Origin of the sequence: Nocardioides sp. zg-1308 (assembly GCF_013155375.1) — a bacterium.
Classification (GTDB): Bacteria; Actinomycetota; Actinomycetes; order Propionibacteriales; family Nocardioidaceae; genus Nocardioides; species Nocardioides renjunii.
The window spans coordinates 826,600-849,471 of record NZ_JABJQY010000002.1 but is presented as its reverse complement, the minus strand read 5'-3'; the positions used below and the strand labels follow the sequence as shown (position 1 = coordinate 849,471).

The 22,872-nt window shown below is 72.4% G+C and carries 23 protein-coding genes, 1 tRNA gene and 1 pseudogene; 12 read left to right on the top strand and 13 right to left on the bottom strand.

Annotation, left to right across the window (positions count from 1 at the left end):
• The first annotated feature begins 211 nt into the window (after positions 1–211).
• From HN031_RS05880 to HN031_RS05850, 7 genes are all read left to right on the top strand, one after another.
• The gene (locus HN031_RS05880; RefSeq protein WP_172267580.1) at positions 212–1,453 is read left to right on the top strand and encodes an amino acid ABC transporter substrate-binding protein; all 1,242 of its coding nucleotides are present in this window, start codon (positions 212–214) and stop codon (positions 1,451–1,453) included.
• Positions 1,453–2,337 carry a branched-chain amino acid ABC transporter permease gene (locus HN031_RS05875; protein WP_172267578.1) on the top strand — a complete coding sequence of 295 codons (885 nt, stop codon included), beginning with the start codon at positions 1,453–1,455 and terminating at the stop codon, positions 2,335–2,337. The genes HN031_RS05880 and HN031_RS05875 overlap by 1 nt, the downstream gene beginning before the upstream one ends.
• Positions 2,334–4,175 (top strand): branched-chain amino acid ABC transporter ATP-binding protein/permease, encoded by a 1,842-nt coding sequence (locus HN031_RS05870; protein ID WP_172267576.1) that lies wholly within the window; start codon positions 2,334–2,336, stop codon positions 4,173–4,175. The genes HN031_RS05875 and HN031_RS05870 overlap by 4 nt, the downstream gene beginning before the upstream one ends.
• Positions 4,172–4,951, top strand: coding sequence for an ABC transporter ATP-binding protein (locus HN031_RS05865; RefSeq protein ID WP_172267574.1), 780 nt, complete (start codon positions 4,172–4,174; stop codon positions 4,949–4,951). The genes HN031_RS05870 and HN031_RS05865 overlap by 4 nt, the downstream gene beginning before the upstream one ends.
• A gap of 210 nt (positions 4,952–5,161) precedes the next feature.
• Positions 5,162–5,299 carry a hypothetical protein gene (locus HN031_RS05860; protein ID WP_172267572.1) on the top strand — a complete coding sequence of 46 codons (138 nt, stop codon included), beginning with the start codon at positions 5,162–5,164 and terminating at the stop codon, positions 5,297–5,299.
• Between the two features lie 163 nt (positions 5,300–5,462).
• Positions 5,463–5,726, top strand: a complete 264-nt coding sequence (locus tag HN031_RS05855) for a hypothetical protein (protein WP_172267570.1) — start codon at positions 5,463–5,465, stop codon at positions 5,724–5,726.
• 54 nt (positions 5,727–5,780) lie between these two features.
• Entirely contained in the window at positions 5,781–7,298 is a 1,518-nt protein-coding gene (locus HN031_RS05850) for a hypothetical protein (protein WP_172267568.1), read from the top strand.
• Here HN031_RS05850 and HN031_RS05845 read toward each other — a convergent pair.
• Positions 7,295–8,230 (bottom strand): oxidoreductase, encoded by a 936-nt coding sequence (locus HN031_RS05845; protein ID WP_172267566.1) that lies wholly within the window; start codon positions 8,228–8,230, stop codon positions 7,295–7,297. The genes HN031_RS05850 and HN031_RS05845 overlap by 4 nt on opposite strands.
• Entirely contained in the window at positions 8,227–9,048 is an 822-nt protein-coding gene (locus HN031_RS05840) for a maleylpyruvate isomerase family mycothiol-dependent enzyme (RefSeq protein WP_172267564.1), read from the bottom strand. Before HN031_RS05840 ends, HN031_RS05845 begins: the two co-directional genes overlap by 4 nt.
• A gap of 97 nt (positions 9,049–9,145) precedes the next feature.
• Here HN031_RS05840 and HN031_RS05835 point away from each other — a divergent pair, with 97 nt between their 5' ends.
• Entirely contained in the window at positions 9,146–9,358 is a 213-nt protein-coding gene (locus tag HN031_RS05835) for a DUF6458 family protein (RefSeq protein WP_172267561.1), read from the top strand.
• Positions 9,359–9,433: 75 nt separating this feature from the next.
• Positions 9,434–10,372: pseudogene (locus HN031_RS21390) on the top strand (acyltransferase family protein); the annotation flags it as partial.
• An 81-nt stretch (positions 10,373–10,453) separates the two neighbouring features.
• On the opposite strand, the gene HN031_RS05830 reads toward HN031_RS21390, so the two are convergent.
• The 5 genes from HN031_RS05830 to HN031_RS05810 form a co-directional block, all read right to left on the bottom strand.
• A complete protein-coding gene (locus HN031_RS05830; RefSeq protein ID WP_172267558.1) occupies positions 10,454–11,059 on the bottom strand; it encodes a response regulator transcription factor in 606 nt (201 codons plus the stop codon).
• Positions 11,056–12,132, bottom strand: coding sequence for a sensor histidine kinase (locus tag HN031_RS22220; RefSeq protein WP_172267555.1), 1,077 nt, complete (start codon positions 12,130–12,132; stop codon positions 11,056–11,058). Before HN031_RS22220 ends, HN031_RS05830 begins: the two co-directional genes overlap by 4 nt.
• A complete protein-coding gene (locus HN031_RS05820) occupies positions 12,099–12,902 on the bottom strand; it encodes an ABC transporter permease (RefSeq protein WP_253943026.1) in 804 nt (267 codons plus the stop codon). The genes HN031_RS22220 and HN031_RS05820 overlap by 34 nt, the downstream gene beginning before the upstream one ends.
• Entirely contained in the window at positions 12,899–13,783 is an 885-nt protein-coding gene (locus HN031_RS05815; RefSeq protein WP_172267552.1) for an ABC transporter ATP-binding protein, read from the bottom strand. Before HN031_RS05815 ends, HN031_RS05820 begins: the two co-directional genes overlap by 4 nt.
• Before the next feature lie 83 nt (positions 13,784–13,866).
• Positions 13,867–15,741 (bottom strand): acyl-CoA dehydrogenase, encoded by a 1,875-nt coding sequence (locus HN031_RS05810; RefSeq protein ID WP_172267549.1) that lies wholly within the window; start codon positions 15,739–15,741, stop codon positions 13,867–13,869.
• Between the two features lie 218 nt (positions 15,742–15,959).
• Here HN031_RS05810 and HN031_RS05805 point away from each other — a divergent pair, with 218 nt between their 5' ends.
• Positions 15,960–16,418, top strand: a complete 459-nt coding sequence (locus tag HN031_RS05805) for an Rrf2 family transcriptional regulator (protein WP_172267546.1) — start codon at positions 15,960–15,962, stop codon at positions 16,416–16,418.
• Between the two features lie 10 nt (positions 16,419–16,428).
• Here the strand turns inward: HN031_RS05805 and HN031_RS05800 are convergent, their stop codons facing one another.
• The 6 genes from HN031_RS05800 to HN031_RS05775 all read right to left on the bottom strand — a co-directional run bounded on the left by HN031_RS05800 (position 16,429) and on the right by HN031_RS05775 (position 21,089).
• A complete protein-coding gene (locus HN031_RS05800; protein WP_172267543.1) occupies positions 16,429–16,965 on the bottom strand; it encodes a hypothetical protein in 537 nt (178 codons plus the stop codon).
• Between the two features lie 70 nt (positions 16,966–17,035).
• The gene (locus tag HN031_RS05795; RefSeq protein WP_172267540.1) at positions 17,036–17,662 is read right to left on the bottom strand and encodes a DUF2461 domain-containing protein; all 627 of its coding nucleotides are present in this window, start codon (positions 17,660–17,662) and stop codon (positions 17,036–17,038) included.
• Positions 17,659–18,717, bottom strand: a complete 1,059-nt coding sequence (locus HN031_RS05790) for a hypothetical protein (RefSeq protein WP_172267537.1) — start codon at positions 18,715–18,717, stop codon at positions 17,659–17,661. Before HN031_RS05790 ends, HN031_RS05795 begins: the two co-directional genes overlap by 4 nt.
• Before the next feature lies 1 nt (position 18,718).
• Entirely contained in the window at positions 18,719–20,008 is a 1,290-nt protein-coding gene (locus tag HN031_RS05785; RefSeq protein WP_172267534.1) for a hypothetical protein, read from the bottom strand.
• Positions 20,009–20,208: 200 nt separating this feature from the next.
• Positions 20,209–20,284 (bottom strand) — tRNA-Gly (locus tag HN031_RS05780).
• A gap of 28 nt (positions 20,285–20,312) precedes the next feature.
• Positions 20,313–21,089, bottom strand: coding sequence for a GDSL-type esterase/lipase family protein (locus HN031_RS05775; RefSeq protein ID WP_172267531.1), 777 nt, complete (start codon positions 21,087–21,089; stop codon positions 20,313–20,315).
• A gap of 56 nt (positions 21,090–21,145) precedes the next feature.
• Between HN031_RS05775 and dcd the strand changes: the two genes are divergently transcribed.
• Together dcd and HN031_RS05765 are read left to right on the top strand one after the other, a co-directional pair.
• Positions 21,146–21,721 carry a dCTP deaminase gene (gene dcd, locus HN031_RS05770; protein WP_172267528.1) on the top strand — a complete coding sequence of 192 codons (576 nt, stop codon included), beginning with the start codon at positions 21,146–21,148 and terminating at the stop codon, positions 21,719–21,721.
• Positions 21,722–21,833: 112 nt separating this feature from the next.
• Positions 21,834–22,871: an iron-siderophore ABC transporter substrate-binding protein gene (locus HN031_RS05765; RefSeq protein WP_172267525.1), complete on the top strand. Its 1,038-nt coding sequence runs from the start codon at positions 21,834–21,836 to the stop codon at positions 22,869–22,871.
• The last annotated feature ends 1 nt before the right edge of the window (position 22,872 follow it).

The window sequence follows — 22,872 nt, the reverse complement described above, 5'->3', positions numbered from 1 at the left end:
AACCGATTGCAAGGGTGGCGGTGCCGCTTGCCGAGCCGTCGGGCCCCACGACGCGGGTGCGGGGCGGCGTACCGAAAGACGCAGCGGCACGGTCGTTGCCGCCGCTCGGCCCGCCTTGCGGGACTTTTGACGGGGGATCCCTTGACACGTGTGGCGTAGTTCACAACACTGGCGATGCCGCAATCGATTGCGGATCGACCGAGGAGGAAACATGGTCCACACTTCCCGAGGCGGACGTCGGAGCCTCATGGCCGCGGCGGTGACCGGTGTCCTGGTCACCAGCCTGGCCGCCTGCGGCGGCGACGACGGCGGAGGTGGCGGCAGCGACGACCCGATCGTCATCGGCACCTCCCTGCCGCTGACCGGCGAGTTCTCCCAGCCGGGCCAGGCCGCCGAGCAGGGCTACAAGGTCTGGCAGGAGATGGTCAACGCCGACGGCGGCCTGCTCGGACGCCAGGTCGAGCTCGTCATCAAGGACGACGCGTCCAACCAGAACACGATCGTCACCGACTACAACGCGCTCATCAGCCAGGACCGCGTGGACCTCCTCCTCGGGACCTTCTCCTCGCTGCTCAACCTCCCCGCCTCCGCAGTGGCCGAGCGCAACCAGATGCTCTACGTCGAGCCGGCCGGCGGCTCGCCCGACATGTTCAACCGCGGCTTCGAGTACCTCTTCTTCGCCCAGCAGTCCACGGCTGACAAGCAGGGCAAGGTGTTCGCCGAGTGGGTCGCGCAGCTCCCCGAGGGCGAGATCCCCGAGACCGCCGCCTACCCGACCCTCGACGACCCCTTCGCCGCCCCCAACGTGGCCGGCATCCAGGCCATGCTCGAGGAGGCGGGGGTCGAGACGGTCTACGAGGAGACCTACGCGATCGACACCAAGAACTTCGACACGATCGTCAGCGCCATGAAGAACGCCGACCCGGACCTGGTCGTCCACGGCGCCCAGTTCGAGGACGGCATCGGCATGACGCGCGCCATGCTCAAGGCCGACTTCACGCCCGACATGTTCTTCCAGACCAACGCGCCGTCCTTCGGCAGCCAGTTCACCGAGGGCATCGGGGAGGACAACACCGAGGGCGTCTTCTACGCCGTGAGCCACTCGCCCGACGCGGACACCCCCGGCAACGCCGAGTTCGTCGCGAAGTACGAGGAGATGTACGGCGGAGGCGAGGTCCCCGAGGACGCCGCCGACGCCTACGCCGCCGCCGAGGTGCTCCAGGCAGCCGTCGAGGCGGTCGGCAGCATCGACGACCAGCAGGCGCTCGCCGACTGGCTGCACGAGAACGAGGTGGAGACGATCCTCGGCCCGCTGTCGTGGGACGAGACCGGCGCACCGCAGGGCGACTTCCTCATCGGCCAGTGGCAGGACGGCGCCCCGCAGATCGTGCTCCCCGAGGACGCCGCGACCGCGGAGATCACCCGGAACTGGACGCCGGGCGGCGCCGGCTGATGACCGTCTTCCTCCAGAGCCTGGTCCTCGGGCTGCTGCTGGGCGGCGTCTACGCCCTGGCGGCCAGCGGGCTGACCCTGATCTTCGGGGTGATGAAGGTGATCAACATCGCCCACGGGGCGTTCCTGGTCCTCGCCTCCTTCATCACCTACACGCTGTGGGACGTGGTGGGCATCGACCCGCTCCTGGCCATCGTGATCACCACCCCGCTGGTGTTCGCGATCGGCTGGGCGACCTACAAGGTCGTCGTCTCGCCGATCCGGTCGGCGCCCATGGCCTCCACCGTGCTGCTGACCTTCGGGCTGGCGCTGGTGCTGGAGGGGGCGATGGGCGAGATCTGGGGGAACAACTCGACCGCCATCCGGCCGTCGTACGCCGACGAGTCGTTCACCATCGGCGGGATCTTCCTGCCCAAGGCGCAGGTCTTCGGCGGCCTCATCGCCGTCGCCGTGCTGGTCGTGCTCTGGATCGTGCTCACCCGCACCTGGCTGGGCCGCGCGATCCGGGCGGCGGCGAGCAACCCGTCCTCGGCCCAGCTCGTCGGCATCCGCACGGCGTCGGTCGCGGCCCTCGTCTTCGCCATCGGCATCGCCGCCGCGGGCGCGGGCGGGGCCATCACCGGCGTGCTCTACCCGTTCGTCCCGGGCTCGCACTACCAGTGGATCGCCCGCCTGCTGGCCATCGTCGTCCTCGGAGGGCTCGGCAGCCTCAACGGCGCCGTGCTCGGGGCGATCCTCTTCGGCCTCGCCGAGGTCTTCACCTCGACCTACGTCTCGCCGTCCTGGGCCACCGCCGTGCCCTACGCCATCGTCTTCGCCGTCCTGCTCATCCGCCCGCAGGGCCTGCTCGGGACCCGACTGAGAGAGGACGCCGTCGCCGCATGAGCAGCAGTCCTGCCCCCGCCCCGGTGTGGGCCCAGACCCTGTGGTGGGGACGCGCCGTGGCGCTCCTCGCCGCGATCGCGCTCCTCGTCTACCCGCTCGTGACCGAGGACCTCTACTACCAGAACATGATCATCCTCTCGCTGGTCTTCGCCATCGGCGCCAGCGGGCTCAACATCATCTCCGGCTTCGCCGGCTACATCTCCCTGGGCCAGGGGGCGTTCCTCGGCCTCGGTGGCTACACGATCGGGGTGCTCGCCGCCCGCAACCCCGACACCTCGGTCTGGCTCTGGGTCCCGGTGGCCGGCGTGGTGGCGGCGCTGATCGCGCTGGTGCTCGGCCTGGTCTCCCTGCGCTCGTCGGGACCGGCGTTCGTGATCATCACCGTCGCGTTCCTCTTCCTGGTGCAGGTGTTCGCGGTCAACTGGGTCTCGGTCACCAACGGCACCGCCGGCCTCACCATGCCGCTGCCCGACTGGGACCGCGACATCATCAACCTGCCGTTCTACTACGCCCTCGCGGCCGTGCTCGGCCTCCAGCTCCTCATGACGTGGTGGATCCGCCGCACCAAGCTCGGCATGGGCCTCATCGCGATCCGCGAGGACGAGACCAAGGCCGCCACCATCGGCATCAACCTGCCCGTCGAGAAGATCATCGCCTTCATGGCGAGCGCCGTGTTCGTCGGCATGGCGGGCGCGATCTACGGCTACTACCTGACCTTCATCGACCCCCGCGGCATGTTCAGCATCCTCATCAGCGTGCAGCTGGTGCTCTCGATGCTCATCGGCGGGAAGGCCACCCTCTGGGGCCCGGTCCTCGGTGCGTTCCTCATCGAGCCGCTCAACGAGATCGCCAACAACAGCTTCGGTGGCGGCAACGCGCGCCTGTTCCTCTTCGGCGGACTGCTGGTGCTGGTCGTGATCTTCCTGCCGCGCGGCATCCTCCCGGCGATCGAGTCGGCGCTGAGCTGGCGGCGGACCCGCAACAAGGCCGGACTGGTCGGCGCCCGGATCGGCACCGGCGGCAGCCTCGCCTCGCTCACCGACCGGGTCCAGGTCGTCGACCGCAGCGAGATCCCCGACCGGCCCCTCCTCGAGGTCACCGGGCTGGTCAAGCACTTCGGCGGGGTGAAGGCCGTCGACGGCGCGAGCCTCGTCGTGCCCGAGGGCTCCATCACGGGCCTCATCGGGCCCAACGGCTCGGGCAAGACCACGCTGTTCAACCTCATCGACGACACCATCCGCGCCGACGGCGGCCAGATCGTGCTCGACGGCGAGCGGATCGACGGGATGCGCTCGTGGCAGCGGGCCCACCGCGGCCTGGGCCGCACGTTCCAGATCACCCGGCTGTTCCGCGAGATGACGGTCCTGGAGAACGTCGTCGCCGCGCAGGCCGAGTTCTCGTTCCGCGGCCTCGGCAGGATCGCCGTCAGCGGCAGCGAGGCCCGCGCGGCGGAGGAGCTGCTGGAGTTCGTGGGGATGCGCGACTTCCGCGACCAGCGGGCACAGGCCCTGTCCTACGGCCAGCAGAAGCTCGTCGAGCTCGCGCAGGTCCTCATGCTCGACCCCAAGCTGATCCTGCTCGACGAGCCCGCCGGCGGCATCAACCCGGTCCTCATCGACCGGATGGGCGAGATGATCCGCGAGCTCAACTCCTACGGCAAGACGTTCCTCATCGTGGAGCACAACATGCCCTTCGTGCTCGGTCTGTGCGACCCGGTGCACGTCCTGGGCCGCGGCCGGACCATGGCCTCGGGCACCGCCGACCAGATCAAGAACGACCCCGCCGTGATCGATGCCTACCTCGGCGAGGACTTCCACATCGAGGAGGCCCGGCGATGACCGGCACCGGCACGGCACACCCGATGCTCCGCATGCAGGGCATCGTCGCCGGCTACGGAGGCGGCGATGTGCTGCAGGGCGTCGACATCTCGGTCGCCAAGGGCTCGGTGGCGTGCATCGTCGGGCCCAACGGCGCCGGCAAGTCGACGGTCCTCAAGACCGTCAGCGGTCTGCTCACCCCGCGGCTCGGGGAGGTCCACCTCGACGGCGAGCCCATCCACGCACGTTCCGCGGCCCAGATCCTCGAGCTCGGCGTCTCCCAGGTGCCGCAGTCCAACGCCCTCTTCCCGTCGATGTCGGTGCGCGAGAACGTGCTTCTCGGTGCCTACATCATCCGCCGCGACAAGGCGCTCGTCCGGCAGCGCTACGACATGGTCGCCTCCATGTTCCCGATCGTGGCCGACCGGTCCGCCGACAACGCCGGCAACCTGTCGGGCGGCCAGCGGCGGATGGTGGAGTTCGCCCGGTCGCTCATGCTCGACCCCGTCCTGCTGCTCCTCGACGAGCCGTCGCTCGGACTCGACCCCAAGTCGTTGCAGGTCCTCTACGACTCGGTGATGCTGCTGTCCGACAGCGGCAAGACGATCCTGCTCGTCGAGCAGAACGTCCGGTTCGGCATGCGGATGGCCACCGACGGCATCGTGATGGAGAGCGGCCGGGTGATCACCCAGCGTCCCGCCGCCGCCGTGCTGAACGACCCCGAGCTGGCCCAGATGTACTTCGGCGGCTCGGTGTCCGAGGTGAAGGCCGAGGAGCCGGTCGTCCCGCCGAGCTGAGTGCAGACCGCTCTCCTGAACCACTGATCTCGTCGTGCCACACCCGTGACGCCGTGGAACCGCTGGTCTGGACCTCCGTAGATGTACGGATGTATCAGGACGGGTACGGGAGCATCCTTGATCGTGACAGGGAGCACATGGGGGAGAGATGAGCACGAGCATGACCACCAGCACGACCACCAGCACGACCAGGGTGACAGGGGCCGGACGATGATCCGCATCGGTTCGGTGGAGCAGGGCGCGTACGACGTGCGCGCCGACGTGCGGCCCGGCGGCCTCCAGCCGTCGCTGCCGCGTCCGCGGCCGTCCGCCGACTCGGGCACAGGGGCCCGCCAGGCGGGCGCCTGACGGGGCGCCTGACGCAGGGAGCTTCGAGCGGCGGCCCGGTCTGGACCGTCTCTCGAAGACTTCCCGCAGGGTCTCACGAGTAAAGGAAACCCGCGGCGCGTGCTCCTAGCCTCGTCGTCAGGCGGTCCGTGGGGGATCGCCGGGTGCCGAGGAGGAGTCCGCCATGAAGGACAAGGACGACGACCGGGTCGGGGACCTGGGGGACCTCGCCGGACGGATCAGGTACCTCGAGCAGTTCACCGGGTCGCTGGTCGCGCGGGAACCCCGCTCGGGCACCGACGCGCAGGTGATCCCGCTCCACGACGCCCCGACGCACCGCGTCCCGGCACCGCGTCGGGCGCGCATCTTCCTGCGCCACGGCGAGGGGCACGGGACGTTCGCCGACGTCACCATCACGGCCCCGAGGCCTCGCGCCGCCAGCGACTGAGAGCCGCCGGGGCGCCTCCCCGGGCCGGGCCGCGCGCTCACCTAGAGTCGCCCGGTGGTCTGGCTGGTCGGTGTGCTGCTCCTGCTCTGGATGGCCTGGGGGCCGGTCGTGCTGGTCGCCGCGGCCGCGGCGCTCTGCGTGCCGCGGGTCCGCTGGTGGGTGCAGGACCGGACCTTCCTCGACCGCCGGACCACCGCCTGGGTGACGGGTGCGGTGGTCGTCCTCGTGGGCGTCGTCGTCGCCGTGCCCGACGGCCGGCTGCCCGTCCCGCCGGCACCGGGCGCCTGGGCGGGACCGTCGTACGTCGGTCGTCCGGCCATGCCGCGCCCGGTCGTCGCCGAGACCCCGTCCCACCCGCACCGCGCCGCCGGCAGCCCGCTCCAGCGCCCCGGGCCGCTCGGCCTCCAGCCGGAGGTCGAGACCGCGTGGCTGGGGCTCGAGCGCTGCGGGCGCCTCGAGGTCGCCTCCACCGACGCCCTCGTGGCGCTGTGCTCGACCCGGTCGGGCAGCAACCTGCGGCTGGTGGACCCCGAGACGCTGCGGCCGACCGGGACGCGCGAGCTGCCCGCGCGGAGCGACGGGTCGGCGTGCGGGGAGGACGCCTTCTACCTCGACGCCGCCGACCGGGCCGTCGTCGCGACCGCCGACCGCCGGGTGCTGGCGGTCCCGACCCGGACGGAGGAGGGCGAGCCGGGGCTCGGGGAGCCCACCACCTGGGACCTCCGGCCCTACGTGCCCGACCGCGACTGCCTGGTCGCGCTGGCCCCGGACTGGTCGGGCCGGCTGTGGTGGGTCTCCCGGCGTGGTCTCGTCGGCACCATCGCCGCCGACACCGGACAGGTCGCTGTGACCGACCTCGGCGAGGAGGTGCGCCGCGACATCGCCGTCGACGAGGCGGGCGGCGTCTACGTCGTCACCGACGCCGCGCTGCACCGGTTGGCCGCCGGCCCGGACGGCACGCCGCAGCCCGTGTGGCGCACGGCGTACGACGGCTCGAGCGGCTCCGCGCCGGTCCCGGTCGGCGCCGCCGGACCGGGCGGCGCGGTCGCGATCACCGACACCTCCGATGACCGGCTCGGCGTGCTGTTCCTCGCTCGCGACGACGGCCGGACGCTGTGCCGCCAGCCGGTCTTCGAGGAGGGGGACGGCGCCACCGACAGCACGCTGGCCCCGCTGGCGAGCGGCGTCGTCGTCGCCAACAACCACGGCTGGTCCTCGCCCCGCAGCACCCTGCTCGGGTTCACCGGCAGCCCCGGCCTCGCCCGCGTCGACCTGGCGGCCGACGGCTGCGCGCTGCGGTGGACGAGCGACGCCGTCTCGCCGAGCTCGGGCGCGACGGCCAGCTGGCCCACCGGGCTGCTCTACGCCTGGACCAAGCGGCCCTCCCTCGCCGGGGTGAGCGCGTGGTACCTCACCGCCGTCGACGCCGAGTCGGGCCGCAGCATGTGGAGCGTGCGCACCGGCACCGGGCTGCTCGCCGGCAGCAACGGCTCCGAGGTCCTGGTCGGACCCGAGGGGTCGGCCTGGCTCGGCACCATGGCCGGCCTGGTCCGCGTGCGCGACCGCCGCTAGCCGCGCGCCGGCCAGGCCAGGCCGACGGTCTCCTCGCTCGTCTCCCACAGCCGGCGCTGGGCCATCTCGTCGCGCGCCAGCGCCGTGGTGTCGACGACCTGCGGCGGGCCGCTGGCCTGCCCGGGACCGCCGGGGCCGACGTAGGTCCCTCCCGGCAGGTCGGCCGTGGCGGCCATGAGGGTCGGCCACGCGCCGGCCTCGGCCGACTGCGAGACCGCCTTGACCGCGGCGTCGAGGATGGCGGCGCGTCGCCCCTGCGTCGTGCCGAGCTGGCCGTTGACGGCGAGGTGGGTGCCGGCGAGACCGGGATGCGCGGCCAGTGCGGTGACCGGCAGCGCAGCCCGACGCAGGCGCCGGTCGAGCTCGAAGGTGAAGAGCAGGTTGGCGAGCTTGGTCTGGGCGTAGACGCGCCACCGGCTGTGGCGCCGGCGCGCGTGGGGGTCAGCCAGGGGAGCCGACCGGGCGAGGCGGTGCATCTGCGAGGAGAGGGTGACGACGCGGCCGTCGCCGGAGGCGGTGAGCTGGTCGAGGAGCAGGCCGGTGAGGAGGAAGGGGCCGAAGTGGTTGGTCGCCATCTGCGACTCCAGCCCGTCCGGGGTGCGGCGGTAGGGGCTGGCCATGATGCCGGCATTGTTGACGAGGATGTGGATCGGTCCCAGCCGGGCGGCGTCGCGACCGGCGGCACGGACCGACTCGAGGTCGGACAGGTCGACCAGGAGGGTGTCGAGGGCGGCGCCCGGCACCTCGGCGGTGATCGCCTCGGCCGCGGCGTCGAGCTTGGCCGGCGTACGTCCCGCGAGCGTCACGCGGGCACCGTGGCGCGCCAGCTCGAGCGCGGTGTGGAAGCCCAGCCCGCCCAGCGTCGGCCCGGTGACCAGGGCGCTGCGACCGGTCTGGTCGCCCACGTCGGCCGGGGTCCAGCCCGCGCTCACGGCGTCACCCGCATCGAGGCGAGCACCCGCTCGCCGAGCGCGCGGTCCCCCGTGACCTCCACACGGCCGGGCGCGGCCGGCCGGCGACCGCCGGCCAGGACGACGAAGGTCTCCCGGTCCATCGCCAGCGTCGCGGTCGGCGCCGCGTGCGCCTCGTCCGCGCCGGCCGCACGCCCCCGGCCGTCGTCACCCACCACCACGGTCACCGGGTCGTGCCCGACGACCAGGAGCCGTACGACGCTGCCCGCCGGCGCCCCGGCGCGCTTGGCGACGACGTAGGGGAGGCTCTCCATGAGGTAGTCGGTCGCGTGCCGCGCCGGCGCCGAGTCGAGGTTGCCGGGCAGGTCCAGGGCGCGGCGGACGTCCTGCTCGTGCATCCACACGTCGAGCGGGCGGTTGCGCAGCAGCAGGCCCGTGGTCCAGCCGATCGCGCCGAAGGCACCGGGCGCCGGCGCCGAGGCGTCGGTCGGCGGGTCCGCGAGGAGCTGCGTGTGGCGGGCGGTCGTCGACTCGCGGATCTCGGTGATCAACGCGTCCGGGTCGTGGGAGCGGCGCGCGGCCACCCCCTGCTCGGTGAAGCGGCCCATGGAGCCGTGCGCGTGCGGCGCCTCGCCGATCTCGACCTCGTCGTGGTCGCGCCCCGCGAGGAGCGCCTCGAGGTGGGCGGTGTGCGCCGCGACGGCGTGCACGTCCCAGCCGGGCAGGTCGGTCGGCGTGGCCCACTGGTCCTGGCCGACGTGCTCGAGCAGCCGGGTGAAGGAGTCGACAGCCTCCCACCACACGGCGACGAGCGAGGCCAGGCGCTCCTGATCGGTCATGCTGCAGAGACTAGGACGTGGCGGGCACGGTCCCGCGGCGGCGGGGGCCCCTGCCCTACGCTGCGGTGACGGTCGCGCACCCCACGAAGGAGTCGTCATGGGTATCGGAATCGGCATCTTGCTGCTCGTCATCGGCCTGATCCTCCTCTTCGCCATCAAGGAGTTCCCCGACTCGGTGCAGGAGGTCGTCGACCCCACCACCGTCGGCTGGATCCTGGTGGTCGCGGGCGTCCTCGCGCTCGTGCTGGCGCTCGTCATGAACAACCAGCGCTCGCGCACCACGCACGTCGAGGAGCGCCGCGACCTCTGACCGGGCCTGCCCGTGATTTGGGTACGTCTGGTAACGAACGACGCCGACGTCCCCCCGGGCTGACAAGACTGGCCCATGACCGCACGGCAGGCTCCGCTCGACGGGGTCCGCGGCGTGGCCGTCCTGACGATCGTGGCGTTCCACGCGATGTCGGACCGGCTTCCCGGGGGCTACGTCGGGGTCGACCTGTTCTTCGTCCTGAGCGGCTTCCTGATCACCCGGCTGCTCCTCGCGGAGCTCGGGGCGAGCGGGCGGGTCGACCTGCGCGCCTTCTTCGTACGCCGCGCGCTGCGGCTCCTGCCCGCCCTGCTGCTGTGCTGCGCGGTGGCGGCGCCCCTGTTCGCGCTGCTCCCCGTCACGGACAGGTCGGCGTCCCTGCTGGGTGCCCTCGCGGCCGTCACCTACACGTCGTCGGCCCTCGCCGCGGCCGGCACCGACCTCGGCTGGATGCTCCACACCTGGTCGCTCTCGGTCGAGGAGTACTTCTACCTCGTCTGGCCGCTGGCGCTCACCACGTTCGCGCTGCGCCGGCACCGGGTGGCGATCATGGGCGCGGTCGTCCTCGTCGCCGTCGGCTACCGGCTCGCGGTCGGGGCCGGCACCGACTGGAGCGCGCAGCGCATCGCCTACGCGCCCGACACCCGCGCCGAGCAGCTGCTCATCGGCGCCCTCGTCGCCTTCCTCCTCGCCCGGCGGTCGCTGCGCGTCCCCACAGGGCTCCTCGTCGTGGCCGCGCTGGTGTTCCCGGTCTTCGCCGTCCTCCCGGCGCACCTCGGCGAGCCGTTCTACTTCCGCTTCGGGGGGTCCACCGCGGTGGCCCTCGCTGCCGCGGTCCTCGTCGCGGGACTGGTGGACGGCCGATCGACGCCGCTGCACCGGCTGGCGTCGCTGCGCCCGCTGACGTGGGTGGGCGAGCGGTCCTACGGCATCTACCTCTGGAACCTGCCCGTCGTCGCGATCATCGCCGCGACCCCGGTCCCGGGTCCCGCGCAGATGCCGGTCAAGCTCCTGCTCACCTTCCTGGTCCCCGCGCTCTCGTTCCGCTACGTGGAGCGACCGTGCCTGCGGGCCAGGGGCCGGTTCGGAGCCGGTCGCTCACAGCCAGCCGCGGTCCTGGGCGATCCGGGCAGCCTCGCTGCGCGTGGTGGCGCCGGTCTTGCCGATCGCGGCGGAGAGATGGTTGCGCACCGTGCCCTCCGAGAGGTGCACCCGCGCGGCGATCGCCGCCACGGGTGAGCCGTCGAGGGCGTGCGTGAGCAGCTCGCGCTCGCGCCCGGTGAGCGGGCTCGGCCCGTCGATCAGCGACTCGGCCGCGAGGTCCGGGTCGACGACCCGGAGCCCGGAGTGCACCCGGCGCACGGCGTCGGCGAGCTGCCGGGCGGGCGTGTCCTTGACGACGAAGCCGGAGGCCCCGGCCTCGATGGCGCGGCGGACGTAGCCCGGCCGCCCGAAGGTGGTGACGATGAGGGACCGCACGCCGGGCAGGTCACGGCGTACGGCGGCCGCGGCGTCGATGCCGTTGAGGCCCGGCATCTCGATGTCGAGCAGGCAGACGTCGGCCGCGGAGGTCCGCGCGGCCTCGACGACCTCGTCGCCGCGTCCGACCTGCGCCACGACCTCCAGGTCGGTCTCGAGGTCGAGCAGCGCGGCCAGGGCGCCGCGCACGAGGGCCTGGTCGTCGGCGAGCAGCAGCCTGATCACGGCAGACCCACCTCGACCCGGGTCCCGGGGGTGGTCGCGGTGACGCTGAGGGTGCCGCCCACGCCGGCGACGCGCTCCCGCATGCCGCGCAGGCCGTTGCCCTCCGCGCCGGCGCACCCCGCGCCGTCGTCGGTGACGCTCATGCCGCGGGCGCCGAGCTCGATGACGACCGACCCGGCCCGCGCGTGGCGCACGACGTTGGTGACCGACTCGCGCAGCACCCAGGCGAGCAGCGCGCGATGCCGCGGGTCGGTGTCGGCGACAGCGCCGACGACCTGGGTCGTCACCCCCGCGTCGGCCAGGACGCGCGGCGCCGCGGCGAGCTCGGCCTCGAGGTTGCCGGCCCGCAGCCCGCCGACGGTCGCGCGGACCTCGGCGAGCGCCTGCCGCGCCGTGGTCTGGATCGACTCGAGCTCCTGCTTGGCCCGGTCGGGGTCGAGGTCGATCAGGCGGGCGGCGAGCTCGGCCTTGACCGACAGCGCGGTGAGGGAGTGCCCGAGGACGTCGTGGACGTCGCGGGCGACGCGCTCCCGCTCGGCGACGAGGGCGTGCTCGCCGCGTGCCTCGTGGGCGAGCTCCTCGCGCTCGCCGAAGATGCGGAGCATCACGCCGCCGACCATGATCGGCCAGAGCATGAGGAAGAAGAACGTCGGGAACCCGTCGATGTCCATCAGCGACAGCACGGGGAACGCCGCCCACAGCGCGACCGCCCACTTCCACGCCGGGCTCGGCAGCTCGAGGGCCGAGAGGATGGCGAGGTAGGGCGTGAAGGAGATGACGCCGATCCCGATGACCGGCAGCGTGGCGAGGGCGAGGGCGAGCATGACGCCCAGCGCCAGCCAGGTGCTGCAGCGCTGGGAGTAGCCCAGCACGTTGGCCACCGCGAAGCCCGCGATGCAGAGCAGGGCGGCCACCTTGCCGGCGAGGGGGACGTCGGACTCGACGGCGGCGGTGATGGGGAAGACGAGGAAGACCAGCCAGATGGACGCGAACGCCCACCCCCACTTCTCCCAGGGGTTGACCGGCAGCGCCTCCGTCGTCACGTGCGCGCCCGGCTCCGTCGTACGCCCCACAGGGCGAGCAGGGAGAAGATGACGGTCCACGCGAGCACGTTAGCGACCGGCAGCCACAGGGGGTCGCTCCCACCGAGCGGCAGCGTCCCCTCGGACAGCGGGTAGCGGGCCAGGGCGGCGTAGCCGTAGAGCGGGGTGAGCCGCCCGACCTCGAGCAGCAGGCCGCTCATCGGGGCGAAGACGTTGCCGAGGAAGGCCATCACCACGATCATCCCCGACGCGATGCCCGGGGCGTTCGGCCCGCGGAAGACCAGGCAGATGGCGAGGCCGTAGACCGCGAAGAGCGCCGACCCGAGCCACACGAGCGCACCGGACAGCAGCCAGTCCGACCAGTCGCCGCGCGCGCCGGTCGCGGCGCCGATGGCGTAGATCGCGGTGATCGGCACGAGGGCCACCACCATCGCGATGGCGGCCTTGGTCGCGAGGAAGGCCAGTGGCCGCATGGGGGTCAGCCCGAGCTGGCGCCCCCAGCCCATCAGCTGCTCGGTCGCGGCGCTGCCGGCCACGTTGGTGGTCGCTGTGACGGCGCCGTACGCCGCCATCGACACCATGACGTACATCGCGACGTTGCCGGTGCCGACCGGGTCGTCGGAGCCGAGGCCGAAGACGAGGTACATGAAGGCGGGCAGCACCACGATGAAGAACATCCCGATCCGGTCGCGCAGCTGCCGGCGCAGGTCGAGGCGGGCGTAGACGGCCATGGCCGGCCGGGGCAGCGGTCGCGTGGCGCGGTCGCGGGTGTGGTCCCCCGCGAGGACGGTGGCGGTCATCGGGCCGCTCCGACCAGCGCGGCGGTCGTCGCGTCGTCCTCGGCGGTCAGCGCGAGGAACGCGGCCTCCAGGCTGGCGGCCGAGACCTCGAGGTCGGTGACGCCGAGCGGCGCCAGCGCGCGTCGTACGTCGGCGAGCCAGGCGGGGTCGATGCCGTCGCCCCCGACCGCGTGGGCGGGTGGTCGGAAGGTGAGGGTGCGCCCGCCGTACGCCGCCCGCACGTCGGCGGTCGCGGCGTCGTGGACGACCCGGCCGTGGTTCATCAGTACCGTCCGCTGGGCGAACTCGTCGGCCTCGGCGAGGTAGTGGGTGGCGAAGACGATCGTGCGGCCGCGGGCGGCGTCTGCTCGCATCGCGCCCCAGAACTCCTGGCGGGCGCCGACGTCCATGCCCGTGGTGGGCTCGTCGAGGATCACCAGGTCCGGGTCCGGCACCAGCGCGAGCGCGAACTTGAGCCGCTGCTGCTCGCCGCCGGAGCAGGCCTCCACGCGGCGCGCGGCCAGGTCGGTGAGCCGGGCCCGCTCGAGCACGACCGCCACCCGGTCGGAGCGGCCGTGCAGCGCGGCGATGGCCCGCACGGTCTCCTCGACGGTGAAGTCGTTGAGCAGTCCGCCGGTCTGCATGACGGCCGACACGAGGCCCCGCCGGACCGCCTGCGCCGGCGCCATGCCGTAGACCTCGAGGGTCCCGGCGTCGGGCCGGGTGAGGCCGAGCAGCATGTCGACGGTGGTGGTCTTGCCGGCGCCGTTGGGGCCGAGGAACGCCACGATCTCGCCCGGCCGCACCGTCAGGTCGATGTCGTCGACGGCCACCACGGGGGTGCCGTCGGTGGAGCGGAAGGCCTTGCGGAGCCCGGAGGCGTGGATGGCTGGGGTGCTCATGCCCCCCAGCCTCACGCCGTCCGGTCCCCGCGGCCCCCGGGAAGTGTCACGACCTGGCCGTGACAGGTGTCATCCCGCGACGGTCAGAACGACGCCTCGTCGAGGTCCATCAGCTCGAGGGTGATGCCCTCGGCGATGGCCCGCTCGGCGGCGATGCGGGGCAGGTTGGTCTGCGCGAAGAACTGCGCCGCCGCGACCTTGCCCTCGTAGAACGCCTTGTCCTTGGCCGAGACCTCGCCGGCGAGCCTGCCGAGCGCCACGTCGGCCTGGCGGAGCAGCAGCCAGCCGCAGACCACGTCACCGAGCGCCATCAGCAGGCGCGAGGTGTTGAGGCCGACCTTGTAGATGTTGCGCACCTCGTCCTGCGAGGACATCAGGTCGTTGATCATGTGCCCGACGATCGCGTTGGCGTCCTCGAGGGCGGTGGCGAGCAGCGCGCGCTCGTTCTTGAGCCGGCCGTTGCCCGCCTCGGAGGTGATGAAGCCCTCGATCTCCTTGGCCAGGTGGCCCAGGGCGCGGCCTTGGTCCTTGACGATCTTGCGGAAGAAGAAGTCCTGGCCCTGGATGGCGGTCGTGCCCTCGTAGAGGGTGTCGATCTTGGCGTCGCGGACATACTGCTCGACGGGGTACTCCTGCAGGAAGCCCGAACCGCCGAAGGTCTGCAGCGACTCGGTGCCCAGGAGCACCCACGAGCGCTCGGAGCCGTAGCCCTTGACGATCGGGAGCAGCAGGTCGTTGACGGCGGCGGCGAGGCGGGCCTCGTCGGAGTCGGCGGTGCCGGCGTGCTCGGCCATCATCACCTGGTCCTGCCAGGTGGCGGTGTAGAGCACCAGCGCGCGCATGGCCTCGGCGAACGACTTCTGCGTCATCAGCGACCGGCGTACGTCGGGGTGGTGGGTGATCGTCACGCGCGGGGCCGTCTTGTCGGCGGCCTGGGTGAGGTCGGCGCCCTGGACGCGCTCCTTGGCGTAGTCGAGGGCGTTGAGGTAGCCGGTCGACAGGGTGGCGATGGCCTTGGTGCCGACCATCATCCGGGCGTTCTCGATGACCTGGAACATCTGCGCGATGCCGTCGTGGACCTCGCCGAGCAGCCAGCCCCTGGCCGGCTCGCCGCCGCCGACCTGCGGGTCGCCGAAGGTGACCTCGCAGGTGTTGGACACCTTGATGCCCATCTTGTGCTCGACGTTGGTGACGTAGACGCCGTTGCGCTCGCCGGTCAGCTCGCCGGTCTCGGGGTCGAAGTGGTGCTCGGGCATCCAGAAGAGGGACAGGCCCTTGGTGCCGGGGCCGCCGACGCCCTCGACGCCCTCGGGGCGCGCGAGGACGAGGTGCATGATGTTCTCGCTCATGTCGTGCGTCGCGCTGGTGATGAAGCGCTTGACGCCCGTGATGTTCCACGAGCCGTCCTCGTTGGGCACGGCCTTGGCGCGGCCGGCGCCGACGTCGGAGCCGGCGTCGGGCTCGGTGAGCACCATGGTGCAGCCCCACTGGCGGTCGACCATCAGCTGCGCGACGTGCCTGTCGCGCTCGTTGCCGTTGCGGTGCACGACGTTGGCGAACGCGGGACCGGCGGCGTACATCCACACGGGGGCGTTGGCGCCGAGCACCATCTCGCCGATCGCCCAGATCAGCGACGAGGGGGCGGGCGTGCCGCCCATCTCCTCGAACACCTGCAGGCGCCAGAACTCCGAGTCCATCCAGGCCTGGTAGCTGGCCCTGAACGACTCCGGCACGGGAGCGGTGTGCGTGGCCGGGTCGAAGACGGGCGGGTTGCGGTCACTGTCCTCGTAGGACGCCGCGAGGTCCTCGCGGGAGAGGCGCTCGACCTCGCGCAGGATCTCGCGGGCGCTCTCGCCGTCGACCTCGCCGAAGGGGCCGGTGCCGAGGACGTCGTCGCGGCCGAGGACCTCGAAGAGGTTGAACTCGATGTCGCGGAGGTTGCTCTTGTAGTGGCTCACAGCTTCCACCTGTTCCGTGTGCGGGCTCGGGGGCGAGCGAGTGGCTACTCGCCGGTAACAAAATCATGCCTCGCCGACGGCCGTCACGCAACACGAACGCCCGATGTCACCGATCACAGCCGCTGATCGGCGTCGAACCACGCCTCTCGGGACGGGTCGGGGCGGGTGCTGTCGCCCGAGAGGACTGTCTTGGGCGACATATCTGACAAACTGGCCATATGCGCGTCTCCGCCAAAGCCGACTACGCCCTGCGGGCACTGATCGAGATCGCGGTGCGCACCGACGGGGCGGCCGTCAGCGCCGAGCAGCTCGGCAAGGCGCAGGGCATCCCGCACGGCTTCCTCCAGGCCATCCTCGCCGACCTGCGTCGTGCCGACGTCGTGGTGTCGCAGCGGGGGCAGTCCGGCGGGTGGCGCTTCGCACGCAAGCCCGAGACGGTCACCGTCGCCGACGTGATCCGGGCCGTCGACGGCCCGCTGGTGTCGGTCTACGGCCTGCGGCCCGAGGCGGTGGAGTACGACGACTCGGCCGAGGTCCTGCAGCACGTGTGGATCGCCGCGCGCCGGTCCCTGCGGATGGTCTTCGAGCAGGTCACCATCCAGGACCTCGCCGACGGCAAGCTGCCCCAGGGCGTCGCGGCGCTGACCGAGGACGACGACGCCTGGCAGCCGCACTGAGGGAGTGACCTCAGGCAGCCAGCTTCCGGTTCACCTGCTTGCGCCGCCGCGACACCTTGGCCAGGCGCCTGTCGAGGCGGGCCTCCTCCTCGATGAGCGCGATGCGCGCCACCTGCGCGGCGAGCTGCGCGTCGGTGAGCCGCGACGGGAGCAGGTGCGTACGGCCGCCCTTCACGAGCGACGTCCACGCGGCCGGCGGCTCGACGGTGAAGCCGCTGGTGAGCACGAGGACGACCTTGAACCCGTCGAGCCCGTCGAGCGCGAGCGCCGCCTGCTCCGGGGTGGCGTCGAAGAACGCCGGCACGCTGACGAAGCAGTCGTGCTTGGCCTTGCGGGCCCGGCGGCAGACCCGGGCCCACGCGCCCTCGACCTGCTTGCGCTTGAGCCCGGCCGCCTTGTGCGAGCGGCGGATCTCGATGCCGGCGTGCTCCAGGTCCTCGGCTGTCGCGTCCGGCACGACGACGCCGCCGAGGCCCAGCGCGTCGGTCATCGTCGCGACGTCGACGCTGCCGGGGCCGACGTGGAGCAGGAACAGTCTCTTGGCCATGGCGCCAGCCTCGCGAGGACAGGCGTCACGGACGTGAACGCGGACCGACGCCCGCGTGTGGCTCCAGTGATCAGTCGACGGCCCGCAGCCAGCTGACGAGCGGGCGCAGGGCGCGCCAGTCCTCGCGGACCCGGTCGACGAGCCCGGCGTCGATGGCGTCCTGCTCGAAGCCGTAGGAGCGGCCGACGAAGAGCTGCTTGCGGCGCAGCAGGTGGATGCGCGGGTGGTCGGCGTCGTAGCCGCGCGGTGAGGTCTTGAGCTGGTCGCCACCCACCTCGAACCCGTCCTTCTCCAGCCTCCGGAGCAGCCGGTCGATGGCCCTGCCGGTCTTCTCGTCGGCCATCGCCGCCCGGATCGCGGCGAGCTGGGGCCCGTCCGCCTCGTAGAAGCCGGCCCCGACCCGGGTGCCACGCGCGGAGATCTCGACGTACCAGCCCGTGCGCGGCCCGGCGGCGACGAAGGCGCCCTGGTGCGTCTTGAAGGGCGTCTTGTCCTTCGCGAAGCGGACGTCGCGGTAGGGGCGGAACACCTTGGCGGCGCCGAACTCCGGCTCGAGCGCGCCGACGAGGGCCTTCATCGGCGCCTCGACGGCGTCCTTGTAGACGGCCCGGTGGGCCTCCCAGAAGGACTTGGAGTTGTCCATCTCGAGGTCGTCGTAGAAGTCGAGCGCGGCGACGGGGAATCCGGTGAAGCTCACTCCGCGACGCTAGCCCACACGCTCTCGTCGCCCTCCTCGCCGAACGCGGACAGGGTGAGCACGCCCTCGGCGCAGGCGGGCTCGCCGAGGAAGGCGTTGCCGACGGACGCGGACTCGTAGGCCACCTCGAGCGTGCGGTCCGGCGTCCACCGCACCAGGCGGGCCGGCTCGTCGCTGTCCTGCGGGTCGCGGACGAAGAACACGGAGTCGCCGCACGGGACCAGCGAGCCGGTCGTGCCGGGGCCGAGGTCGAAGAAGGCGCCGTCAGCCGAGGCCCGGAAGTGCGCCTCCTCCTGCCGGCTCGGGTCGGTCACCTCGGACCACACGGCGCCGTCGGCGGTGCCCGCCACGTCCCAGGCCACGCAGTCGACCGGCCCCTCGACCGGCTGCGGCGTGCCGGCGTCGTCGATGAGGTTCGCGGTGCGGCACGCGACCGGGCGCGCGTCGTCGAACGTCATCACGCCGATGCCGTGCTCGCTGGCGGTCAGGCCGGAGAAGCCGGTGCGGGCGGGCGCGCACCAGCCGTCCTCGCCGTTGTCGTCGTCCAGCGCGTAGGTGGCGAGGCAGTACGCCCGCGCGTCGCCGTACGTCGGGTAGTGGAGGTCGCCACCCGTGAGCGCCCACGAGCCGCCGCTCGCCGCGGGCGGCTGGGTGATCTCGCGCCGGTCGCCGCTCGCGAGGTCGACCACGGTCACCCGGCTGGACGCCCGCTCCGCCGTGTCCTGGCGCACGACCACCACCCGGCCCGCGTCCATGAGGACCTCGGAGATGGTGCGTCCGCGCCCGGCGGCGACGGAGAGGGTCCGGTCACCGGACCGGAGGTCGACCCGGCTACGGCCGTCGGCGGTGGACGCGTCCCACTCGGGACCCTTGGCGTACGGCGTGCCGGCTGCGACGCCGGTGTCCTGCCAGTCCAGCAGCGCCGGTGTCGGCTCGACCGCCACCGGGTCCTCGAGCGGGCCGCCGGACGGGGCGCTGCGGGGTGCCGGGTCGTCGCCGCTGCAGCCGGCCAGCGCGACGACCAGCGCCAGCGCGAGCGTCGTACGGGCCCGCACGTCAGACGCCGACGTTGTGCTGGAAGTGGTCGAGGTTGGCACGGTAGGACTTGTAGGCGTTGCGCCACTGGACGCGCCCGATGGCCGGCTCGCTGGGGTCGAAGCGCGACTGGTCCCACGGCTCGAAGTAGCCGATCCTGCGGTTGCCGTCCGGGTCCTGGTCGAAGCCGCGGCCGACCTGGAAGTGCCCGCTCGCGTCGTCGTCGAGGTAGGGGTAGAACTGCTTGAGCAGCACCGGGTGGAGGACGACCGGGGCGCGGTAGTCGTGCACGTGCCGCATCATCAGGCGGTACCACTGCTTGAACGTGAAGTCGCTGATGTCGAGCACGATGTAGGGCCCGGCGTGGTCCGCGTCGTCGTAGTGGGTCTTGTTGTTGACCACGCGCACCATGTCGGTGATCGCCGTGCCGGCGGTGGTGGTGCCGAGGCGTCGCGCCCAGTAGGACTGGTTCTTGCGCCGCTTCTGGGAGCTCCAGCCGATGGACTGCATGGCGGCCGGGCCGCACCAGTAGGTCTGGTTCTGGGCCAGGGCGCGCGACTCGTCGAGGATCGCGAACGACTCGGGGTACTTCCCGCCGAACCCGCCCCGCGCGCTGGCGGACGGGACGCCGGCGAGGTCGGGGTGCCTCTCGGCGAAGTCGTCGGGGAGGGGCACGCCCTGGATCTCGTGGCGGAGCAGCCACACCTTCCCGACCGAGCGGGCCGCCATGGTGAGCTCCTCGCGCTCGGCCTCGCCGCGGGCGGCCGCGGTGCGCGCGCTCGCCCGCGACAGCAGGCCCTCGGCGTCGAGGCCGCCGGTGCGCTCGCGGCCGGCCGGGGTGGGGGCGGCCGTCCGGGCGACCAGGTCGTCGCGCGACCGGGTGGTCCAGCCGAAGCCGAGGCAGTAGCGCTGGCCCTCGAAGACCGCGCACCGCACCGCCGCGCGCGCGGTCGCCGTACGTCCTCGGGCGCGGTCGAGCGCCGCGCCCTCCGCGACCACGCGGTCGATCTCGGCCCGCATCGCCGGCGTGATCGCGCTGGTGCCCACCGCTCCGGGGCGCTCCGTCGTCTCCGTCGTCTCGGCGGTGGGGGCGATCGAGCCCTGCTCCGCGTCGCCGTCCGGCAGCAGCGGGACGGCGCCCAGGGTCAGTGCCAGGGCAGCGGCGGCGACGGTGACCGGGTGCCGCCAGAGGGGGCGCGAGGCGTCCTCCGTGGCGATGCGGTGGGCGATGAGGTGGGCGAGCTGGCGGGTCGTGCGGCGGGTCGTACGGCGGGTCGTACGGCGGGTCGTACGGCGGGGAAGTGCAGGCATGGGGAAGGGACCTCTGGTGCTAGATGATCGCCTCACTGTCCCCTCTGGCCCCAGCAGGCGCAAGTCTCCCTGCGGTCACACGCTGGTCCGACCGGCGGTGCGTGAGGCGGGTTCTGCGGCGCGGAAAGCCGCCTCACTCACCGCTCGTACGACGACACGCGACGACAACCCGCAGCGGGGACGGCGGGCTTTCGAAGAACTGGAGCGGATGACGAGATTCGAACTCGCGACATCGACCTTGGGAAGGTCGCGCTCTACCAGCTGAGCTACATCCGCAGTGCCGTCCGTGGACGGCGGGGGAATGCTACCCGACCTCGGAGCGGCGGACCTCCGCGAGGTGGGGGTGCTTGGGGGAGACCGTGTCGCCGGAGGACCGGCCGGTGATGCGGCGGTGCACCCACGGCACGAGGAACTCGCGCGTCCACTGGGCGTTGGCGGCCCACGCCTCGCGGCGCCCGAGCACCGGCAGCGGTCCGACGGTGACGGGCTCGAGGCCGTGCTCGACGCCGATCGCCTCGAGGACGGCATGGGCGATGTGGGTGTGGCCGGAGCCGTTGAGGTGCATCCGGTCGGTGTCCATGACGCCGGCGATCTCGATGTCGCGCATCCGCCACATGTCGACGATGGTGGCGTCGTGGCGGTCGGCGATCTCGCGGACCCACTCGTTGAAGATCGCCATCCGCCCGCGTACGGGGCCGTAGATGCCGCCGGCGCCCGGGTCGAAGAGCGTGAACATCACGACCCGCGCGCCCGTGGTGGTCAGCCGCGCGATCGCGTCGTCGTACGTCCGGGCGAGCGCGTCGAGGTCGACGCGGGGGCGCAGCACGTCGTTGCCACCGCCGTGGATGGTGATCAGGTCGGGCTCGAGCGCGATGGCGGCGTCGACCTGCTCGGCCACGATGGGGGCGAGCTTGCGCCCGCGGATCGCGAGGTTGGCGTAGCCGAAGTCGTCGGTCTGCCGGGCCAGCACCTCGGCGACGCGGTCGGCCCAGCCGCGCAGGCCGTTGGGGCGCGAGGGGTCGGGGTCGCCGACGCCCTCGGTGAACGAGTCGCCCAGGGCGACGTAGCGGTGGAAGGTCACCGATCCATTGTGGCCACCCCTCCGCGGCGGCGGAAACTGAGGCTAGGGTCGGCCGGGTGCTGCTCTCCGACCGCGACATCACCGCAGAGATCGACGCCGGCCGCATCGCGCTGGAGCCGTGGGATCCGCAGATGATGCAGCCGTCCAGCGTGGACGTGCGGCTCGACCGCTTCTTCCGGGTCTTCGAGAACCACCGCTACCCGCACATCGACCCCGCGGCCGACCAGTCCGAGCTGACCCGCGAGGTCGAGCCGGAGGGCGACGAGCCGTTCATCCTGCACCCGGGCGAGTTCGTGCTCGGCTCGACGTACGAGGTGGTGTCGCTGCCCGACGACGTCGCCGCCCGGGTGGAGGGCAAGTCGTCCCTCGGCCGGCTCGGTCTGCTGACCCACGCGACGGCCGGCTTCGTCGACCCCGGGTTCTCGGGGCACGTGACGCTCGAGCTCGCCAACGTCGCGACCCTGCCGATCAAGCTCTACCCCGGGATGAAGATCGGGCAGTTCTGCTTCTTCCGGCTGTCCTCGCCGAGCGAGCACCCCTACGGCTCGGAGAAGTACGGCTCGCGCTACCAGGGCCAGCGCGGGCCCACGCCGAGCCGCTCCTTCCAGGGGTTCCACCGTACGCCGATCTGAGGACCCGTCGGCGGTGCGACGGATTAGGTCACTGCTCCGTTGCCTAATTCGGGCCATGTGTGGTTAGGCTCTCCTAAGTCAGCCTGACCGTCACCCGCACAACGGAGTCCCGATGAAGCGTTCCCTCGCCACCCCGCTCGCCGCGGCCACCCTCCTCGTCGCCGCCCTCACCGGCTGCAGCACGGGGTCGACCAGCGGCAGCGACTCCGCCGCCGAGCCGACCGCCACGACGACCGCCGAGGCCGACGCCTTTCCGGTCACCATCGAGCACGCCTTCGGCGAGACGACGATCGAGTCCGAGCCCACCCGCGTGGCGACCCTCGGCTGGACCGACCACGACCACGCCGTCGCGCTGGGCGTCGTCCCGGTCGGCGCCACCAAGATCACCTGGGGCGGCAACGAGGGCGGCTCGACCGACTGGTTCGACGCGGCCGTCGAGGAGGCCGGTGCCGAGGCGCCCGTGCGCTACGACGACGCCGACGGCGCCCCGATCGACGAGATCGCCGAGCTGGCGCCCGACCTGATCCTGGCCACCAACTCCGGTGTCACCGAGGCGGAGTACGCCAAGCTCTCCAAGATCGCACCGGTCGTCGCCTACCCCGAGTTCCCGTGGACCACTGACTGGCGCACCTCGCTCGAGACGGTCGGCAAGGCGCTCGGCCGCGCCGACCTCGCCGAGGACGTCGCCGCTGACACCGAGGCCACCATCGAGGAGGGCAAGCAGGCCCACCCCCAGCTCGAGGGTGCCGAGCTCATCTACGGCTACCTCGCCGCGACCGACCTGTCCTCGATCGGCATGTACGCCCCCGAGGACCCGCGCGTGTCCCTGATGCGTGACTTCGGCATGGTCGACGCGCCCGTCGTGGCCGACGCGATCAAGCCGGGCGAGTTCTACGGCATGGTCTCGGCCGAGAAGGCCACCGAGCTGGAGTCCGACGTCTTCCTCACCTGGGTCGACTCCGAGAAGAGCCTCGAGACCATCGAGGGCGACAAGCTGCTCAGCCAGATCCCCGCGATCGCCGAGGGCCACTTCTACGCCGAGACCGACATGGAGCGGACGATGGCGGCGACCAACCCCACGCCGCTGTCGATCCCCGTCATCGTCGAGGACTTCCTCCCCCACGTGGCGAAGGCCATCGAGGGCGCCTGAG

What these genes read in the sequence shown, in the direction of transcription:
- HN031_RS05880 (WP_172267580.1), top strand. Translation starts at nt 212, where the DNA reads ATGGTCCACACTTCCCGAGGCGGACGTCGGAGCCTCATGGCCGCGGCG.
- HN031_RS05875 (WP_172267578.1), top strand. Translation starts at nt 1,453, where the DNA reads ATGACCGTCTTCCTCCAGAGCCTGGTCCTCGGGCTGCTGCTGGGCGGC.
- HN031_RS05870 (WP_172267576.1), top strand. Translation starts at nt 2,334, where the DNA reads ATGAGCAGCAGTCCTGCCCCCGCCCCGGTGTGGGCCCAGACCCTGTGG.
- HN031_RS05865 (WP_172267574.1), top strand. Translation starts at nt 4,172, where the DNA reads ATGACCGGCACCGGCACGGCACACCCGATGCTCCGCATGCAGGGCATC.
- HN031_RS05860 (WP_172267572.1), top strand. Translation starts at nt 5,162, where the DNA reads ATGATCCGCATCGGTTCGGTGGAGCAGGGCGCGTACGACGTGCGCGCC.
- HN031_RS05855 (WP_172267570.1), top strand. Translation starts at nt 5,463, where the DNA reads ATGAAGGACAAGGACGACGACCGGGTCGGGGACCTGGGGGACCTCGCC.
- HN031_RS05840 (WP_172267564.1), bottom strand. Translation starts at nt 9,048, where the DNA reads ATGACCGATCAGGAGCGCCTGGCCTCGCTCGTCGCCGTGTGGTGGGAG.
- HN031_RS05835 (WP_172267561.1), top strand. Translation starts at nt 9,146, where the DNA reads ATGGGTATCGGAATCGGCATCTTGCTGCTCGTCATCGGCCTGATCCTC.
- HN031_RS05820 (WP_253943026.1), bottom strand. Translation starts at nt 12,902, where the DNA reads ATGACCGCCACCGTCCTCGCGGGGGACCACACCCGCGACCGCGCCACG.
- HN031_RS05815 (WP_172267552.1), bottom strand. Translation starts at nt 13,783, where the DNA reads ATGAGCACCCCAGCCATCCACGCCTCCGGGCTCCGCAAGGCCTTCCGC.
- HN031_RS05805 (WP_172267546.1), top strand. Translation starts at nt 15,960, where the DNA reads ATGCGCGTCTCCGCCAAAGCCGACTACGCCCTGCGGGCACTGATCGAG.
- HN031_RS05800 (WP_172267543.1), bottom strand. Translation starts at nt 16,965, where the DNA reads ATGGCCAAGAGACTGTTCCTGCTCCACGTCGGCCCCGGCAGCGTCGAC.
- HN031_RS05785 (WP_172267534.1), bottom strand. Translation starts at nt 20,008, where the DNA reads ATGCCTGCACTTCCCCGCCGTACGACCCGCCGTACGACCCGCCGTACG.
- HN031_RS05765 (WP_172267525.1), top strand. Translation starts at nt 21,834, where the DNA reads ATGAAGCGTTCCCTCGCCACCCCGCTCGCCGCGGCCACCCTCCTCGTC.